Source organism: Sphingomonas paucimobilis NBRC 13935 (assembly GCF_000739895.2).
Taxonomy (GTDB): Bacteria; Pseudomonadota; Alphaproteobacteria; order Sphingomonadales; family Sphingomonadaceae; genus Sphingomonas; species Sphingomonas paucimobilis.
Map to the genome: position 1 here is coordinate 22,397 of NZ_BBJS01000017.1, position 16,370 is coordinate 38,766.

Genomic DNA, 16,370 nt, shown 5'->3' on the forward strand with positions numbered 1-16,370 from the left:
ATAGGCTTTGCATCCCCCGCTGTCAAACACACAGGCGTCATGAATGGACGATATGGTTGAGGGGGGTTGCATCCGCCGTTCCTACCGGGCACGGCTAGGCGGTCGGGTCGGTGACCCGAACGGCCGATGAAGACTGTTGTTACCACGAGGATTGCATTTCATGACATCGTCCGGGCCGCGCATCGCCGCGCGCCTTCTTGTCCTGACGCTGGCCCCGGTACTCGCACCGACACTGGCCGGCCCCGTCCTCGCCAAGGCCGCTCCGCAGGACAATGATGCCAATAGCCGCCCCTCGACCTCGGGGCTGGAGGGGTTCAGCCTGACCCCGCGCGTCACCACGCCGCAGCAATCGGCGCCCCCGGTGCCGACCCCGCCGACCCCGCGCCTGGTCCTGCCGGGACAGGCCACGCCCGAGCCGACGCCGACTCCCAAGGCCACGCCGACCCCGCGCCCGGCGCCGCGCGCCGCACCCACTCCGGCACCCAGCCCGACCCCGGCGGCCCTGCCCGTGCCGGAGCCGAGCCCGACGCCCGAACCCCCCGCGACCCGGCTGCCCGACCCCGAATCGACGCCGGTCAACCGCGGCGATCCGGCGATGGACGGGATGACCATTTCCAACGACCAGAGCGCGACGCCCGCCATCGCCGCGCCGGGCACCACCGCCCCTGAACAGGGCGAGACGGATCGTCCCACCCTGCCCTTCTGGCCACTGCTCGCCGGCACTGGCATCGCCGCGCTGATCATCGGTATCTGGCTGGGGCGTCGCAGCGGCAACCGCCCGCGCGCGCTGCCCGCGCCGCCCCCGCGCGCCGCCGAACCTGCGGCTCCGGACCTCGCCGCCGCACCTGCTCCCCGGCCGGCGGCCGTCCCTGTTGCGACTCCGCGACCTGCCGCGCCGCCGCCCCCGGCACTGCCGCCCGAGCCCAGCTTCCTGAACATCGAGGCGCGCCCGCTGCGCGTCGGGCTCAACATGCTCTCCGCCACGATCGAGGCGGAGATCACCGTGCGCAACACCGGCGCCACCCCGATCGGGCGCGTCGCGGTCGACCTGCGGCTGCTCAGCGCCCATGCGGAGCTGGACGGCCAGTTGATCGAGCTCGCCCACCAGCCGCAGGGCCGCCCGATCGTCCCGCCCTTTGCGCTCGCGCCCGGTGAAAGCCGCACCGTGCGCGGCGTCAGCGCGCTGCCGCGCGAGGCGATCCATGTCATCGATGCCGCCGGCCGGCCGATGTTCGTACCCATCCTGGCGGCGGCGGCGCATACCGACTGGGGTGTCGCCCGCTGCACCTATGCGGTCGGTTTGGAGCGGAGCGATTCGGTTAAGCTGTCACCGATCTGGCTCGATCAGCCGGGGAAGATGTACGATCAGGTCGCGGCGCGTCCGCATGTGATGCGGGGATGATTCGGGCCGAGCGTGGCCTTCGACTGCGCTCAGGCTGAACGGAGGTTGGGGCTGTTCCTATGCAAGCAGCCGTTCAGGCTGAGCGAAGTCGAAGCCCAAGCCCCGACCGCCGGCGATCACCCCGCCCGCATATCCTCGGTAATCACATGCGGCGCGGTTTCGCCGAAGCGGCGGACCAGCGTCTCGAACCCTTGCCCCTCGATCCGGATTTCGTTGAAGGCGGGCGGGGTCTTGCGCGTCCGCTTGGATAGCGTCCCCGCGCCGATCATCCGGATGATCCAGCCGTTGCGGTCGATAGGCACGTCGAACGGGTCATGGACATGGCCGCTAAGCACCGCATGCGCGCCCGCCGCCGCCAATTGGCTCAGGGCCTCGTCGCCATTGCGCGTCTTCGCCGTGCCCTTGGTTCCACCCTCGATCAACGGATGGTGCGCGGCGACCAGGATCAAGTGATCCTTGGGCGCCTGCGCGATCAACGCCAACGCGCGGCGGAGCGAGCCCGAACTGACCCGCCCCTTGGACCAGTTCCAGCGCCACTGGGCGCGCGCCGTGGTCTTCAGCGGCACCACTGTCACACCGGGCAGGTCGAGCGGCTTTTCGATCATCCGCTCGACCGCCGCATAGCGTTGATAGGGCGCGAAGAAACGGCGGAACGGATCCCAATAATAGGGAATGTCGTGATTGCCGACCTCGACCGTCACCGGCACGCCCAGCGATTGCAGCCATTCGCCGCCCGCCTGAAACTCGCGCTTGGTCGCGCGCATGGTCAAGTCGCCGGTCATGATGACGGCATCGGGCTTTTCCGCCGCGACCCGCTCGGCGAACCAGGCGAGGGCGGCGGGATCTTCGGCACCGAAATGCACGTCGCTGACATGAAAGAGGCGGATCATGCCGCCTGTCCTAGCCGGTGGTCACGCGTCACGGCAACTCGGCCATTTCGCGCGGCTCATGCATCGGGCAGCCATTCACCCGCCCGCGATAATCGGCCGAGAAGCGATAGGTGTCCTTACGCGCTCGGTTGATATTGCCCAGCGGCTGGTGCGCGGCCAGGCCGTGCCAGATGCTGTAGGACAGGGCGTCGTCGATCGCATTGGTCTCGCCATCGCGCCAGCTGATCTGCGGCGCGGCGGTGAAGGTTGCGACCGTGACATAGGGGCTGTCCTCCTCGCTCCACTCGGCGGTCGCATCCTCGATCGGCATGGATTCCAGATCGCGGTTGAGCTGGACGCGGAGTTCCCACTGGCCGCCCTGCTCGATCATCACCTCGCGCACCACTTCGCGTAGCGCGTCGGGACGGTCGTGCGTGTCGACCGTGTCGCCGGTCAGCTGGGTCAACGCCGGGCTGACCGGGAACAGGCCGAACTTGGCGATATGGTCGCCATAGCGGAACGGCGTCTGGCTGTAATAGGTCTCACCCAGCGGATGGACCTGCTTGGCCCCGCCGAGCGTCTGGAGCGTGGGGCTCTCGATCCCGACCGTCTCCAGCGTCGCCTCGATCCCGCGCAGGATGCCGGACAGCAGCTTCTTGCCCCCTTCGAACTTGTCGGTGGTGGAGGCTAGCATCTTCAGATTCTTGGCAAAGGCGTCGGCCGTCGGCGCGGTGAAGGCCGGCGCATTGGCCATGACGAAGTCCTGCGTCGTGTCGCCTTCCGAACCGGGCAGGCGCTCGCCCTCGACCCCGATGACCTTCAACGCGAAACCGCGTGGCAGGCCGATCGCATCGTCGAGGATATCGCCCGGATTGGTCGAGATACGCCCCACCGCCTCATACTCGCCCGGCTTGGCGAACAGGCCCTGCGCCAGTTCGGGCGGCAGACCGTCATGGACCTTCAGCTTACCCCGGATGATGCCATGCGCCTTGGCATGGACCGCGCGGACGCCGTGGCCATAGTCCTTGGACGTGGTGTCGAGGATATGCTCGAACGACTGCTTCATCTGGTCGACCGTCTCGCCTTCTTCAGGCTTCACATCTTCGACTTGGGGGGTGAAATGGACCGGGGTCTTCATGGGGGCTCTCCCTATAAGCCTCCTCCAACCCATGTTATCTGATAGCGTTCCTTCGGGATGGGAGGCACAGATGGGAATAGGTGCCGCCACGGCGAAGGCCGGGACGGCCATACCAAGGTTGGCGCGCCCTTCCCCCTCCGCCGCCGATCCGCTAACCGGCCGACATGGCCTTTTATCACCCGCTCCTCTTCGCCCTCGATGCCGAACGCGCGCATGGTCTGACCGTCGCGATGCTGTCGCGCTGGGGTTCGCTGGGCGCGCCGCTGTCGGTCGATCCGGCGCGCTATCCGCGGCTGGCGACCCAGGTCGCCGGGATCGACTTCGCCAATCCGCTCGGACTGGCGGCGGGCGTCGACAAGAATGGCGAGGCGATCGACGGCTTTTTCGGCCTGGGCTTCGGCATGGTCGAGATCGGCACGCTGACCCCCAAGCCCCAGCCGGGTAATCCCAAGCCCCGCCTGTTCCGGCTGGTCGAGGATAAGGGCGTGGTCAACCGCTATGGCTTCAACAATGGCGGGCTCGATGCCGGCCTCGCCCGCGCGAAAGCGGCGAAGCGCAAGGGCGTGCTCGGCATCAATGTCGGCGCGAACAAGGACGCAGGTGATCGCATCGCCGACTATCGCCACGGCGTGACCCGCGCCGCACCGATCGCCGATTATGTGACGATCAACATCTCCAGCCCCAACACGCCGGGCCTGCGCGACCTGCAACATGGGCCAGCCCTGGCCGAGCTGCTGGCGGCATCGCGCGAGGCGGCGGGGACGGTGCCGCTATTCCTGAAGGTCGCGCCCGATCTCGAACCCTCGCAGATCGACGAGATCGCGCGAGCCGCGATCGACCACCGGCTCGATGCGATCATCATCGGCAACACCACCATCACCCGCCCCGGTGTGACGAGCGCCAATGCCGCCGAGACCGGTGGCCTGTCGGGCCGTCCTCTCGCGCCGCTGGCCCGCGCGCGCCTCGCCGATTTCCGCAAGGCGACGGGGGCGGCCATTCCCCTGATCGCGGCGGGCGGGATCGACAGCGGGGCGGAAGCCTATGCCCGTATCCGGGCGGGCGCGAGCCTGGTCCAGCTTTACTCGGCGCTGGTCTATGAAGGGCCGGGGCTGGCGGGGCGCATCCTGACCGACCTGGACGCGCTGCTCGCCCGCGACGGCTTCGCCCATGCCGGGGAAGCGGTCGGTGCCTGAGGTTACGGGGTTGGCGGAGGCCATTGCCTGCCGCTAGGGTCGCCCCGATGAAGCACTGGCTCCTGTCCGTGGCGGCGCTGACGCTGCCTCTTGCTGCACCTGTCGAGGCGCGCAAGCCCATACCCGCCGTCAAAGCCCCGACAGAGGGCATGGTCAGCGCCGCCGACCCGCGTGCCGCCGCCGCCGGGGTCGAGATATTGCGCGCCGGAGGCAGCGCCACCGACGCCGCCATCGCCACCATGCTGGCGCTGAACGTGGTCGAGCCGCAAAGCTCCGGCATCGGCGGTGGCAGCTATTGGGTCCGCCATGGGGCCAAGGGCGCGCAGACCGACACGATCGACGCGCGCGAAACGGCGCCGATGGCCGCCACCCCGGAATGGTTCTACGGCCCCGACGGCCGCCCGCTCACCCATGCCGAGGCGGTGCCCGGCGGCCGCAGCGTCGGCGTGCCCGGCGCGCTGCGCGGCATGGCACTGGCCCATGCGCAAGGCGGCAAGCTGCCCTGGGCGCGACTGTTCCAACCCGCCATCCGACTGGCGCGGGACGGCTTTGCCCTGACCCCGCGCCTCCAGACCGCGCTCACCCGTTATGGCGGCCATGTCGACGCCGCCACCCGCGCCCGGCTGACCGGCCCGGATGGACAGGTGCTGGCCATCGGCAGCACGATCCGCAATCCCGAACAGGCCGCGCTGCTGGAACGCATCGCCAAGCTCGGCCCCAACTCCTTCTATGTCGGGCCGCAGGCGCAGAAGCTGGTGACGACCGTCAACACCGCTCCGCGCAATCCGTCGAAGATGACGACCGGCGATCTTGCCGCCTATGCGGCCAAGCCGCGCCCGCCGCTCTGCGCCACCTATCGCGGCTATAGGATTTGCAGCATGGGCCCGTCCTCGGGCGGCGGATCGACCATGTTGTCGATCCTGAAGCTGCTCGAACGCTTCGACATGGCCAAGCTGGGCAAGGATTCACCGGTCGCCTGGCATCTGTTCGCCGAGGCCTCGCGCCTCGCCTATGCCGACCGCGACATGTATCTGGGCGATCCCGATTATGTCCGGGTGCCGCTGAAGGGCCTGTTCGCCCCGACCTATATCGCCGACCGTTCCGCGCTGATTTCGCCCGACCGCACCATGGCGTCGGTGTCGCCCGGCACGCCCCCCGGCGCGCCGCCGCGCGTACGGGCGCCGGTCAGCGAAGTGCCCGGCACCACCGACCTCGTGACCGTCGACAATGTCGGCAACGTCGTCGAGGTGACGACCACCATCGAGGGCTCGTTCGGCTCCGGCCTGTCGGTCGACGGCACGATGCTCAACAACGAGCTGACCGATTTCGACATCGTGCCGGTCAAGAACGGCGACTTCGTCGCCAACCGGGTGGAGGGCGGCAAGCGGCCGCGCAGTTCCATGTCGCCGACCATCGTCTATGGCCCCGACGGCCGGGTCCGGCTGGCGGTGGGCGCGGCCGGCGGATCGACGATCATCGCGCAGGTCGCCAAGGCGATCATCGGCGTCATCGACTGGAAGCTGAGCGCGCAAGATGCGATTGCGACGGGCCTGCTCTTCGCGCCGGGCCATGTCGCGACGGTCGAACAGGGCACCGCGCTGGAAGCGCTCGTCCCCGGCCTTCGGGCGCTGGGCGAGACGGTGACCGTCGCGCCGCTCGGCCTGAAGGCCAATGCGATCGAGCGCGTCGGCGGCCGCTGGGTCGGTGCCGCCGATCCGCGCAGCGAGGGCGTGGCGATCGATGTGACCGGCCGCACGACGGCGATCCGCCGCGTCGGCGACAAGCCGGGCCGCCCGGCAGAGTAAGCGACAGACCAGGCAAACCAAAGAGCCCGGTCGCGCGTTGAGCCGTGCGATACGGGCCAGTGGGAGAGGCACGACCATGCGTACGCTCGAATATTTTCCCAATCTCGTCACCATGTTCTTCACCCGCGCCGCCGAAAAGGGCGACGCGCCCTTCCTGTGGCGCAAGCAGGACGGGGCTTGGCACGCGATCAGCTGGGCCGAGGCGGCGCGGCAGGTCGCCAGCTTGGCGCGCGGGCTGCGCTCGACGGGGTTGCAGCGCGGCGACCGGGTGATGCTGGTGTCGGAGAATCGGCCCGAATGGTGCATCGCCGATCTGGCGATCATGGCGGCGGGCTGCGTCACCGTGCCGACCTACACCACCAATACCGAACGCGATCACGCGCATATCATCGAGAATTCGGGTGCACGGGCCATCATCGTCTCGACCCAGAAGCTGGCGTCGACGCTGATGCCCGCCGCGCTGCGTTCCAACCATGTCCAGACGGTGATCGGGATCGAGCCGCTGCGCCTGGGGCCCAGCCAGATCGACTGCCGCCAATTCGACGCGCTGATCACCGCGCACCCGACCCAGGCCGCCACCGTGGCGGCGGAGGCGGATTTCAGTCGCGGCGACCTGGCCTGCATCATCTACACCTCGGGCACCGGCGGCGCGCCGCGCGGGGTGATGCAGCATCATGGTGCCATCCTGCACAATTGCGCCGGATGCAGCGCGGTGATCTCGGAGGATTTCGGCTGGGACGATGAGGTGTTCCTGTCCTTCCTCCCCCTCTCCCACGCCTATGAGCACACGGGCGGCCAGCATTTCCCCATCGCGCTGGGCGGGCAGATCTACTACGCCGAAGGCCTCGACAAGCTCGCCGCCAATATCGAGGAGGTGCGCCCAACGATCATGTTCGTCGTGCCCCGCCTGTTCGAGGTGCTGCACACCCGCATCGCCAAGGCGATCGATAAGAAGGGCGGTCTGGGCGCGCGACTGCTCGACCAGGCGTTGGCGCTGGGCGCGCGCAGCTATAACGGCAAGCTGCGGCTGGTCGATCGCCCCGCGCAACTGGCGGTGGCCACCCTCTTCAAGCCCAAGATCGCCAAGCGTTTCGGCGGCCGATTGAAGGCGATGGTGTCAGGCGGCGCGCCGCTCAACCCGGAGATCGGGCTGTTCTTCCACTCGATCGGCCTCACCCTGCTGCAAGGCTATGGCCAGACCGAGGCCGCGCCGGTCATCGCCTGCAACCGGCCCAAGGCGGGCGTGCGGATGGAGACGGTCGGCCCGCCGCTGGCCGATACCGAGGTGCGGATCGCCGAGGACGGCGAAATCCTGGTACGCGGCGAACTGGTCATGCACGGCTATTGGCGCAATCCGACCGAGACCGAGCGGGTGCTGAAGGACGGCTGGCTGCACACCGGCGATATCGGTGAATTCGACGATGCCGGGCGCCTGCGCATCACCGACCGCAAGAAGGACCTGATCATCAACGACAAGGGCGAGAATGTCGCCCCCCAGAAGGTCGAGGGGATGCTGACCCTTCAGCCCGAAATCGCGCAGGCGATGATCGCGGGCGACCGGCGGCCCTATATGGTGGCGCTGATCGTCCCCGATTCCGAATGGACGGCGGAGTGGTGTGCCAAGTCGGGTACCGGATGCAACCGCGTGGCGCTGGACGATGATCTGGATTTCCGCGCGGCGATTTCAGCCGCCATCGACCGGGTTAATCGCGACCTATCGGTGACGGAGCGCATCCGCCGCTTCATCATCGCGCACGAGCCCTTCTCGATCGAGAACCAGCAGCTCACGCCGTCGCTGAAGATCCGCCGGCATGTGTTGCGCGAGGTCTATGGCGAGCGGCTGGACGCGCTTTACAAGAATTGATGGTTTAATCTCCACCAGCGAGGCGTGGAGATGGCTAAGCTACCCCTTCCGTTCAGCCTGAGCGAAGTCGAAGGCCAAGGAGGAGCATCCGCCATGATGCCATGTATCGGGCGGCGCTTCGCCGACACTGCGATGCGCTTATTCGAGCCCGTAGTGCGAGTAGTCTTAAGGGCGCCGTGATTCCCTTGGCCTACGACTTCGCTCAGGCTGAACGGGGGGCTGGGGCGGCGAATTGTTCTGTCAGCCGCCCGCCCTCCCTATCGCCGATAGGGAGGGCGAACCGGATCACGCCGGGGTCAGCAGGCCTTCCTTGGCGATCTTGTCGCGCCACACCAGAGGCGCCAGCGTGTGGACATTCTGGCCCTCGGAATCGACCGCGACGGTGACGGGGAAATTCTCCACGTTGAATTCGTAGATCGCCTCCATCCCCAGATCCTCGAAGCCGACGACCTTCGATCCCTTGATCGCGCGCGCGACGAGGTATGCCGCGCCACCAACGGCCATCAGATAGGCGGACTGGTATTCGCGGATCGCGTCGGTGGCGGCAGGCCCACGCTCGGCCTTACCGACCATGGCGAGAAGGCCCTGGTCGAGCATCATGCGGGTGAACTTGTCCATGCGGGTCGCGGTGGTGGGACCCGCCGGGCCGACCACTTCCTCGCCGACCGGATCGACCGGGCCGACATAATAGATCACGCGGCCCCGGAACTCGACTGGCAGTTCCTCGCCGCGATCGAGCATGTCCTTGATCCGCTTGTGCGCGGCGTCGCGTCCGGTCAGCATCTTGCCGTTGAGGAGCAGCCGGTCGCCATGCTTCCAGCTCTTCACCTCTTCCGCCGTCAGCGTGTCGAGATCGACGCGCTTGGCGGCCTGAAGGTCGGGCTTCCAATCGACCTTCGGCCATTCCTCCAGCTTGGGCGCTTCGAGATAGACGGGGCCGGAGCCATCCAGGGTGAAATGCGCGTGGCGGGTCGCGGCGCAGTTCGGGATCATCGCCACCGGCTTGGACGCGGCGTGCGTCGGCCAGTCGAGGATCTTGACGTCGAGGATGGTGGACAAGCCGCCCAGCCCCTGTGCGCCAATGCCCAGCGCGTTGACCTTGTCGAACAGCTCGATGCGCAGCGCCTCGATGTCGTTCCTGGGCCCACGCTCCTTGAGCTGCCCCATATCGATCGCGCCCATCAGCGATTCCTTGGCGAGCAGCACCGCCTTCTCCGCCGTGCCGCCGATGCCGATGCCCAGCATGCCGGGCGGGCACCAGCCCGCGCCCATTTGCGGCACCATCTCCAGCACCCAGTCGACGATCGAGTCGGACGGGTTCATCATCCTGAACTTCGACTTGTTCTCGGACCCGCCGCCCTTGGCCGCAACGTCGACGGTGACCTTGTTGCCCGGCACCATCTCGACATGGAGGACCGAGGGCGTGTTGTCCTTGGTATTGCGGCGGGTAAAGGCGGGGTCGGCGAGGATCGAGGCGCGCAGCTTGTTTTCGGGGTGGAGATAGGCGCGGCGCACGCCCTCATCGATGACCTCCTGCAAGCTACGGTCTCCCGACAGGCGGCAATCCTGGCCCCATTTCACGAAGACGGTGACGATGCCGGTGTCCTGGCAGATCGGCCGATGCCCCTCGGCACACATCCGGCTGTTGGTCAGGATCTGCGCGATGGCGTCCTTGGCCGCCGGGCTCTTCTCGGCCTCATAGGCCTTACCGAGCGCACGGATATAATCCATCGGGTGGTAGTAGCTGATGAACTGGAGCGCGTCGGCCACGCTCTCGATCAGGTCGGTGTCGCGGATCAGGGTCGTCATGGGGCCGCCTTTTGCGACAGCTGCGCGCCCGGCGCAACGCCATGCGCGAGGCGAGCGGACGATTCCAGCGCGAGTTGACTTCAATTAATCTTAACTCCGCCGGGTGCAGGGTCATGGCGAGCCGCTCTGGGACCGAAAACACCGCGCATGTCATCCGCCTCCGACCCCCTATCTTTCCTTACCCTGATGGGGATCGTCGAGGACAATGACGAACTGCTGGTCGATCTTCACTTGAAGCGGGTGCAGACCCTGTGCCGGACCTGGTTGCTGTCGATCCTCCAGAATCTGGTCGCCATCGCGATCGTTCTGGCGATCAGCTGGCGTCATGACAGCCGTGACCTGTTCCTGGAAAAGGCGGCGGCGGGTGCGGCGATCCATTTGGCGACCCTCGCCTTCGGCATGGTGCTGTGGCGTGGCGAGGCGCGGCAATGGCCCTTCTACCGGCTGAAACAATGGCTGGTCGTCATGGGCTTCGTGATCGCGGTCGCGACCAGCCCGCTGCTGCTGATCATCGCGCAGGCGCATGACGGCACCGCCGGCTGGGCCTCGGCCCTGACGCTGTTCGGCGCGATGTGGGCAACCATGGCGATGCTGTACCCGGTACGCGGCGCCATGATCGGCTATTCCTTCGGCTTTGCCTTTCTGGCGCCGATCGCGGCCCTGGCCTGGGGCGCGGCGCTGCCGCTGACCCTGGCCGCCGTCCTGTCGCCGCTGACCTTCATCGTGCTCAACGCCCGGCGCGCGGGACAGATGGATTACGACCTCGCCGCCGCCCGGGCGCAGGCCTTTGGCCAGGGGCAGCAGGCGGTCAAGATGATCGCCGAGTTCGAGGAACATGGCACCGGCTGGTTCTGGGAAACCGACCGCCATGGCCGCCTGACCTATCTGTCGAACAAGGTGGCGCAGGATCTGCGCGCGATCGGCATCGACGCCACCGGCCGGTTGCTGACCGATCTGTTCCAGATGGACTCCTCCGCGCCGGGGACCGAGCGGACCCTGTCCTTCCACATGGCGTCGCGCACCAGCTTTTCCGACTATACCGTCTGCGCGGCGTCCAGCGATCCGCTGGCGCAGGAGCGTTGGTGGTCGATTTCCGGCCGGCCGATCATCGACGGCATCGGCCGGTTTCGCGGCTTCACCGGTTCGGGCTCCGACCTGACCGAGAAGCGCCGGTCGGAGGCGGAGATCACCCGGCTGGCGCTGTTCGATGGTCTGACCGGCCTCGCCAATCGCCAGCGGATGAAGCTGTCGCTCGACAAGACGCTGAAGCAATCGGTCAATCCCTATCGCCCGACCGCGCTGTTCCTGATGGACCTCGACCGGTTCAAGGCGGTCAACGACACGCTGGGCCATCAGGCCGGCGACCTGCTGCTGCAACAGGTCGCGCGGCGGCTGGAACAGACGGTCGGCGATGTCGGGCTGGTCGGCCGACTGGGCGGGGACGAATTCCAGATCCTCTTGCCCGGCATCGACCAGCGCGAAAGGTTGTCGGCGCTGGCGACCGACATCATCGCCACCCTGTCGCGACCTTATGACATTCAGGGGGTCGAGGTGACGATCGGCTGTTCGATCGGCATCGCGATCGCGCCGCATGACGGCGACGATTCGCAAGCGCTGATCCGCAACGCCGATCTGGGCCTTTACGCCGCCAAGGGCGATGGGCGCGGCGTGCATCGTTTCTATGCCGAGGCGATGCTGGAAGGCGCACGCAGCCGCAAGCGGATGGAAGAGGATTTGCGCATCGCCATCGCGCAGGGCCAGTTCCACCTCGTCTACCAGCCCGTGGTCTCGACGCGCGAAGCGCGGATCGTCGGCTATGAGGCGCTGCTGCGCTGGACCCACCCGACGCAGGGTGACATCCCGCCCGGGCAGTTCGTGCCGGTGGCCGAGGAATGTGGGCTGATCGAACAGATCGGCGAATGGGTGATGCGTACCGCCTGTCTGGAGGCGGCGAGCTGGCCGATCCCGGCGCGCGTCGCGGTCAACGTCTCTTCGGTGCAGTTCACCAAGCCCAATCTGACCGCGCTGGTCGCACAGGCGCTGACGCAATCGGGGCTGGCGCCGTCGCGTCTGGAGCTGGAGATCACCGAAAGCGTCTTCCTGCGCGACAATCAGGAATCGGAACGCAAATTCGCCGCGCTCAAGGCGCTGGGCGTGCGGCTGGCGCTCGACGATTTCGGCACCGGCTATTCCTCGCTCGGCTATCTGCGCCATGCGCCGTTCGACAAGATCAAGATCGACCAGTCCTTCGTGCGCGGTGCGGTCGGCACGGGCAGCCGCAACGCCGCGATCATCCGCGCGATCGTGACGCTGGCCGATACGCTGGGCATGGAAACCACCGCCGAGGGGGTCGAGCTGCAGGACGAGATCGAGCTGATCCGCGAACTGGGGTGCAGCCATATCCAGGGCTTCGTCTATGGCCGCCCCGTACCGGTCGACGAGGTCCACCAGATGCTGGGCACGGGCGACGCGCGGGCCGAGCCGGTGGGGTTGAAATCGCTGCGTCGCGCGCGGGTGAAAATGCTGCGCACCGCCCAGATCGTTTCCGGCAGCACGATCCTCGACGTGCGCATCCGCGACCTGTCGCCCTCGGGCATGATGATCGAGGGGTTGCCGCCCGCCTATATCGTATGCGGCGCGGCGATCGGACTGCGTATCGGTACGGACAAGCCGATGCGCAGCTATATACGCTGGGAACGCGAGGGGCGGGTCGGTATCGCCTTCGCCACGCCGCTGCCCGACGATCACCCCTGGCTGGACATGGCCGCCGCCGAGGACGAGCCACAACGCCATCTCGCCTAGCCAACCTGTCTTCCTCCGCAGGCCTGACCAAGGGGTATCCCGCGATCGGGAGGGGACGCCCCTCCACCATGCTTCGTGAGGCCTCCCCCGATGCACAAAGGCGGCTTGGCTCGCTGGGACGCGCAGCCATGATCCCTTTTATCCTTGCGGTACCGATGGATAGGAAAGTTCGGCCGCACGTTCGCGCCGGATGACCGATCCCGCTTACGGCCCCGCCCCCACGCCGCAGGACCATTCGCCCCGGACGCCCCGGCTTAGCCTGATCTTCGGCTATGGGCCCATCCTGGTCCTGCCGCTGGCGGCACTGGGCGTCTGGGCGGGCCTGCCACTGGCGCTGGTCATCGGGCAGATATGGGGGGCGGCGATCCTCGCCTTTCTGGCGGGCGTGGCGCGCGGGCTCAGCTTCTTCACGCCCGGCGGACCGCATGTGTCGCAGATGCTGACCATGATCCTGCGCTTTTCGCTGGGGCTGCTGGCGCTCGTCGCGTCGCCGCCGGTCGGTCTGGCGCTGCTGCTGATCGGCTATGCCTCGATCGCGGTCACCGATCCCTGGCTCGCACGCTGGGGCGGCGCACCGCGTCATTTCGCGAGGCTCCGGCCACCCCAGATGGTGGTCGCCCTTGTCGGTCTGCTGGCACTGTTTTTGCTGTCCCTCCACTGACGCTCCACTGATCGCGATCGCTTAAAAATATTTTTAAGGGCTTGCGCTTCATGAACCCCGCAGACATCCACGCGTCGCAGGTTTTGGCGCCCCGTTCGCGACCGTCATTCGTCGCAACCAACCCCCTCCCTGCGCTTTACCCCTCTTGCGGTGCCGCCCGGGATTTTACACTATGGATAGTGGAAGAGGCCGGGGGCGGCCCCAAGCACTGGTAGGGCGAGGTCATGTTACCCGACATGATCGGGATCGGAAAAAGCCCGTGGAGACGGGTTTGCCGGTTCCCCTCGTCCGGATCGCGACGACCGCGGCGCGCAAGTGCAAGGGGCAGGACGCCGACTCGAACGGATCAAGAACAAAGGAGCGGCATCAATGATGGATTTCAGGGATAGCCGGGATAGCGACATGACGACTGACATGCTTGAGAAGATGGCGGCGGAAACCTCCGCCCCGGCCCCAACGCCCGCCGATACCAAGTCGGTGCGCCCGCAGCCCTATCCAGTCGAGGTCGACCATGCGCGCGACGCGCGGTTGACCGATTTCGGCAAGGAGACGCTGAACGACCGCTATCTCCTGCCCGGCGAAAGCTATCAGGACCTGTTCGTGCGCGTCGCCTCGGCCTATGCCGACAATGCCGAGCATGCCCAGCGGCTGTACGACTATATCTCGAAGCTGTGGTTCATGCCCGCCACGCCGGTCCTGTCGAACGGCGGCACGGGGCGTGGCCTGCCCATTTCCTGCTACCTCAACTCGGTGCCCGACAGCCTGGACGGCATCGTCACCACCTGGAACGAGAATGTGTGGCTGGCGTCGCGCGGCGGCGGCATCGGCACCTATTGGGGCCAAGTGCGCGGCATCGGCGAGCCGGTCGGCCTGAACGGCAAGACCAGCGGCATCATCCCCTTCGTCCGCGTGATGGACTCGCTGACGCTGGCGATCAGCCAGGGTTCACTGCGGCGCGGCTCGGCCGCCTGCTATCTCGACATCTCGCACCCGGAGATCGAGGAATTCCTGGAGATCCGCAAGCCGTCGGGCGACTTCAACCGCAAGGCGCTGAACCTGCACCACGGCGTCCTCATTCCCGACGCCTTCATGGAAGCGGTGCGTGACGGCGCCGAGTGGCATCTGAAGAGCCCGAAAACCGGCGAGGTCCGCGCCACGGTCGATGCGCGCGCATTGTTCCAGAAGCTGGTCGAGACCCGTCTGGCGACCGGCGAGCCGTACATCGTCTTCGCCGACCATGTGAACAAGAACATGCCCAAGCATCACCGCGAGCTGGGGCTGAAGGTGTCGACCTCGAACCTGTGTTCGGAGATCACCCTGCCGACCGGGCTGGATCACAAGGGCAATGACCGCACGGCGGTGTGCTGCCTGTCGTCGCTCAACCTGGAAACCTGGGACGAGTGGAAGGACGACAAGCAGTTCATCGAGGACGTGATGCGCTTCCTCGACAATGTCCTGCAGGACTATATCGACCGCCACGAGCCGGGCATGGAGCGTGCCGCCTATTCCGCCGCGCGCGAGCGTTCGGTCGGCCTGGGCGTCATGGGTTTCCACAGCTTCCTCCAAGCGCGCGGCCTGCCCTTCGAGGGCGCGATGGCCAAGTCGTGGAACCTGCGGATGTTCAAGCACATCAACGCGCAGGTGAACCAGGCGTCGATGACCCTGGCCGCCGAGCGTGGCCCCTGCCCCGACGCCGCCGATGTCGGCGTGATGGAGCGTTTCAGCTGCAAGATGGCGATCGCGCCGACCGCGTCGATCTCCATCATCTGCGGCGGCACCAGCGCGTGCATCGAGCCGATCCCGGCGAATATCTATACCCACAAGACGCTGTCGGGTTCGTTCGTCGTGAAGAACCCCTATCTCGAAAAGCTGCTGATCGAGAAGTCGAAGAACTCCGACGCGGTGTGGAACTCGATCCTCGAACATGGCGGCTCGGTCCAGCATCTCGACTTCCTCAGCCCGGAAGAGAAGGACACGTTCAAGACCTCGTTCGAGATCGACCAGCGCTGGCTGCTCGAACTGGCGGGCGACCGCACGCCCTATATCGACCAGGCGCAGTCGCTGAACCTGTTCATCCCGGCCGACGTGGAAAAGTGGGACCTCCTCATGCTCCACTTCCGCGCGTGGGAGCTGGGCATCAAGTCGCTCTATTATCTCCGTTCCAAGTCGGTGCAGCGCGCGGGCTTCGCCGGTTCGGGTGGGGTCGAGGCGGACAATACGATCAGCGCGCCCAAGTTCGAGATCGGCGAGACGACCGATTATGATGAGTGCTTGGCGTGTCAGTGAAGCAGGAGCCAAGCTGGATCGCCTGACGGGAAGGTCGCGCCATGGCCCCTCATTCCTCCGATCCTCCCTCTCCCCTTGTGGGAGAGGGAAGGGGCCCGCGGCCAAAAGCCGTGGGAAGGGTGAGGGGTAACGCCCAGGGCCTGACCAAAAGGCAGTTGCTTCCCGCCGCCACAGTCACCCGATCGCGTGAACTGCGCCGAAATGCAGGCGAGCCCGAACGCCGCCTGTGGAGAGCACTGCGCGAGGCGTTGCCGGGCATGAAATTCCGCCGTCAGGTTCCGATGGGCCCGTACCACGCGGATTTCTGCTCGCACGCGGTCCGATTGATCGTCGAACTCGATGGTGACGACCACGCAATGAAGCCGGAGCGCGACACCGCACGTACCCGCTTCCTCGAACATGAAGGTTATGACGTGATCCGCTTCGCCAATGCCGATATGATGTCCAACCTCGACGGCGTCGTGGCGGCGATCGGCGCGCGGATCGCGCATAAGCAAAAGGGCCGCCCGTGATGGACGGCCCCCTCACCCTCCCACGGCCT

Annotated in this window: 11 protein-coding genes; 8 read left to right on the forward strand and 3 right to left on the reverse strand. The window is 66.9% G+C overall.

All coding sequences use genetic code 11. The annotated features are described in order from the left end of the window. Positions 1-160: 160 nt before the first annotated feature. The gene (locus tag SP6_RS06885; RefSeq protein WP_007403649.1) at positions 161-1,402 is read left to right on the forward strand and encodes a hypothetical protein; all 1,242 of its coding nucleotides are present in this window, start codon (positions 161-163) and stop codon (positions 1,400-1,402) included. A gap of 116 nt (positions 1,403-1,518) precedes the next feature. Here the strand turns inward: SP6_RS06885 and SP6_RS06890 are convergent, their stop codons facing one another. Both SP6_RS06890 and SP6_RS06895 read right to left on the reverse strand, forming a co-directional pair. Beyond that, positions 1,519-2,292 (reverse strand): metallophosphoesterase family protein, encoded by a 774-nt coding sequence (locus tag SP6_RS06890; RefSeq protein ID WP_007403705.1) that lies wholly within the window; start codon positions 2,290-2,292, stop codon positions 1,519-1,521. A gap of 28 nt (positions 2,293-2,320) precedes the next feature. Continuing rightward, complete coding sequence (locus tag SP6_RS06895; protein WP_007403880.1) at positions 2,321-3,409, reverse strand: catalase family protein; 1,089 nt, start codon at positions 3,407-3,409, stop codon at positions 2,321-2,323. A gap of 164 nt (positions 3,410-3,573) precedes the next feature. Here SP6_RS06895 and SP6_RS06900 point away from each other — a divergent pair, with 164 nt between their 5' ends. The 3 genes from SP6_RS06900 to SP6_RS06910 all read left to right on the forward strand — a co-directional run bounded on the left by SP6_RS06900 (position 3,574) and on the right by SP6_RS06910 (position 8,271). Further along, positions 3,574-4,602, forward strand: a complete 1,029-nt coding sequence (locus SP6_RS06900; protein ID WP_007403689.1) for a quinone-dependent dihydroorotate dehydrogenase — start codon at positions 3,574-3,576, stop codon at positions 4,600-4,602. Between the two features lie 47 nt (positions 4,603-4,649). Further along, positions 4,650-6,407 carry a gamma-glutamyltransferase gene (gene ggt, locus SP6_RS06905; RefSeq protein WP_037567723.1) on the forward strand — a complete coding sequence of 586 codons (1,758 nt, stop codon included), beginning with the start codon at positions 4,650-4,652 and terminating at the stop codon, positions 6,405-6,407. A 76-nt stretch (positions 6,408-6,483) separates the two neighbouring features. After that, positions 6,484-8,271, forward strand: a complete 1,788-nt coding sequence (locus SP6_RS06910; protein WP_007403942.1) for an AMP-dependent synthetase/ligase — start codon at positions 6,484-6,486, stop codon at positions 8,269-8,271. A gap of 285 nt (positions 8,272-8,556) precedes the next feature. Here the strand turns inward: SP6_RS06910 and SP6_RS06915 are convergent, their stop codons facing one another. Beyond that, positions 8,557-10,080 carry a fumarate hydratase gene (locus tag SP6_RS06915; RefSeq protein ID WP_007403657.1) on the reverse strand — a complete coding sequence of 508 codons (1,524 nt, stop codon included), beginning with the start codon at positions 10,078-10,080 and terminating at the stop codon, positions 8,557-8,559. A 147-nt stretch (positions 10,081-10,227) separates the two neighbouring features. Here SP6_RS06915 and SP6_RS06920 point away from each other — a divergent pair, with 147 nt between their 5' ends. The 4 genes from SP6_RS06920 (at position 10,228) to SP6_RS06935 (ending at position 16,341) form a co-directional block, all read left to right on the forward strand. Beyond that, positions 10,228-12,882, forward strand: coding sequence for a putative bifunctional diguanylate cyclase/phosphodiesterase (locus SP6_RS06920; RefSeq protein ID WP_227876534.1), 2,655 nt, complete (start codon positions 10,228-10,230; stop codon positions 12,880-12,882). Positions 12,883-13,072: 190 nt separating this feature from the next. After that, positions 13,073-13,543, forward strand: a complete 471-nt coding sequence (locus SP6_RS06925; RefSeq protein WP_007403723.1) for a DUF3429 domain-containing protein — start codon at positions 13,073-13,075, stop codon at positions 13,541-13,543. A gap of 372 nt (positions 13,544-13,915) precedes the next feature. Beyond that, positions 13,916-15,829, forward strand: coding sequence for a ribonucleoside-diphosphate reductase subunit alpha (locus SP6_RS06930; protein WP_037567837.1), 1,914 nt, complete (start codon positions 13,916-13,918; stop codon positions 15,827-15,829). A 155-nt stretch (positions 15,830-15,984) separates the two neighbouring features. Further along, the gene (locus tag SP6_RS06935) at positions 15,985-16,341 is read left to right on the forward strand and encodes an endonuclease domain-containing protein (RefSeq protein WP_007403935.1); all 357 of its coding nucleotides are present in this window, start codon (positions 15,985-15,987) and stop codon (positions 16,339-16,341) included. Positions 16,342-16,370 lie beyond the last annotated feature (29 nt).

Bases quoted from the DNA above. Each gene is read 5' to 3' on its own strand.
- SP6_RS06885 (WP_007403649.1), top strand. From the start codon at position 161: ATGACATCGTCCGGGCCGCGCATCGCCGCGCGCCTTCTTGTCCTGACG.
- SP6_RS06910 (WP_007403942.1), top strand. From the start codon at position 6,484: ATGCGTACGCTCGAATATTTTCCCAATCTCGTCACCATGTTCTTCACC.
- ggt (WP_037567723.1), top strand. From the start codon at position 4,650: ATGAAGCACTGGCTCCTGTCCGTGGCGGCGCTGACGCTGCCTCTTGCT.
- SP6_RS06920 (WP_227876534.1), top strand. From the start codon at position 10,228: ATGTCATCCGCCTCCGACCCCCTATCTTTCCTTACCCTGATGGGGATC.
- SP6_RS06900 (WP_007403689.1), top strand. From the start codon at position 3,574: ATGGCCTTTTATCACCCGCTCCTCTTCGCCCTCGATGCCGAACGCGCG.
- SP6_RS06890 (WP_007403705.1), bottom strand. From the start codon at position 2,292: ATGATCCGCCTCTTTCATGTCAGCGACGTGCATTTCGGTGCCGAAGAT.
- SP6_RS06925 (WP_007403723.1), top strand. From the start codon at position 13,073: ATGACCGATCCCGCTTACGGCCCCGCCCCCACGCCGCAGGACCATTCG.
- SP6_RS06915 (WP_007403657.1), bottom strand. From the start codon at position 10,080: ATGACGACCCTGATCCGCGACACCGACCTGATCGAGAGCGTGGCCGAC.
- SP6_RS06895 (WP_007403880.1), bottom strand. From the start codon at position 3,409: ATGAAGACCCCGGTCCATTTCACCCCCCAAGTCGAAGATGTGAAGCCT.
- SP6_RS06930 (WP_037567837.1), top strand. From the start codon at position 13,916: ATGGATTTCAGGGATAGCCGGGATAGCGACATGACGACTGACATGCTT.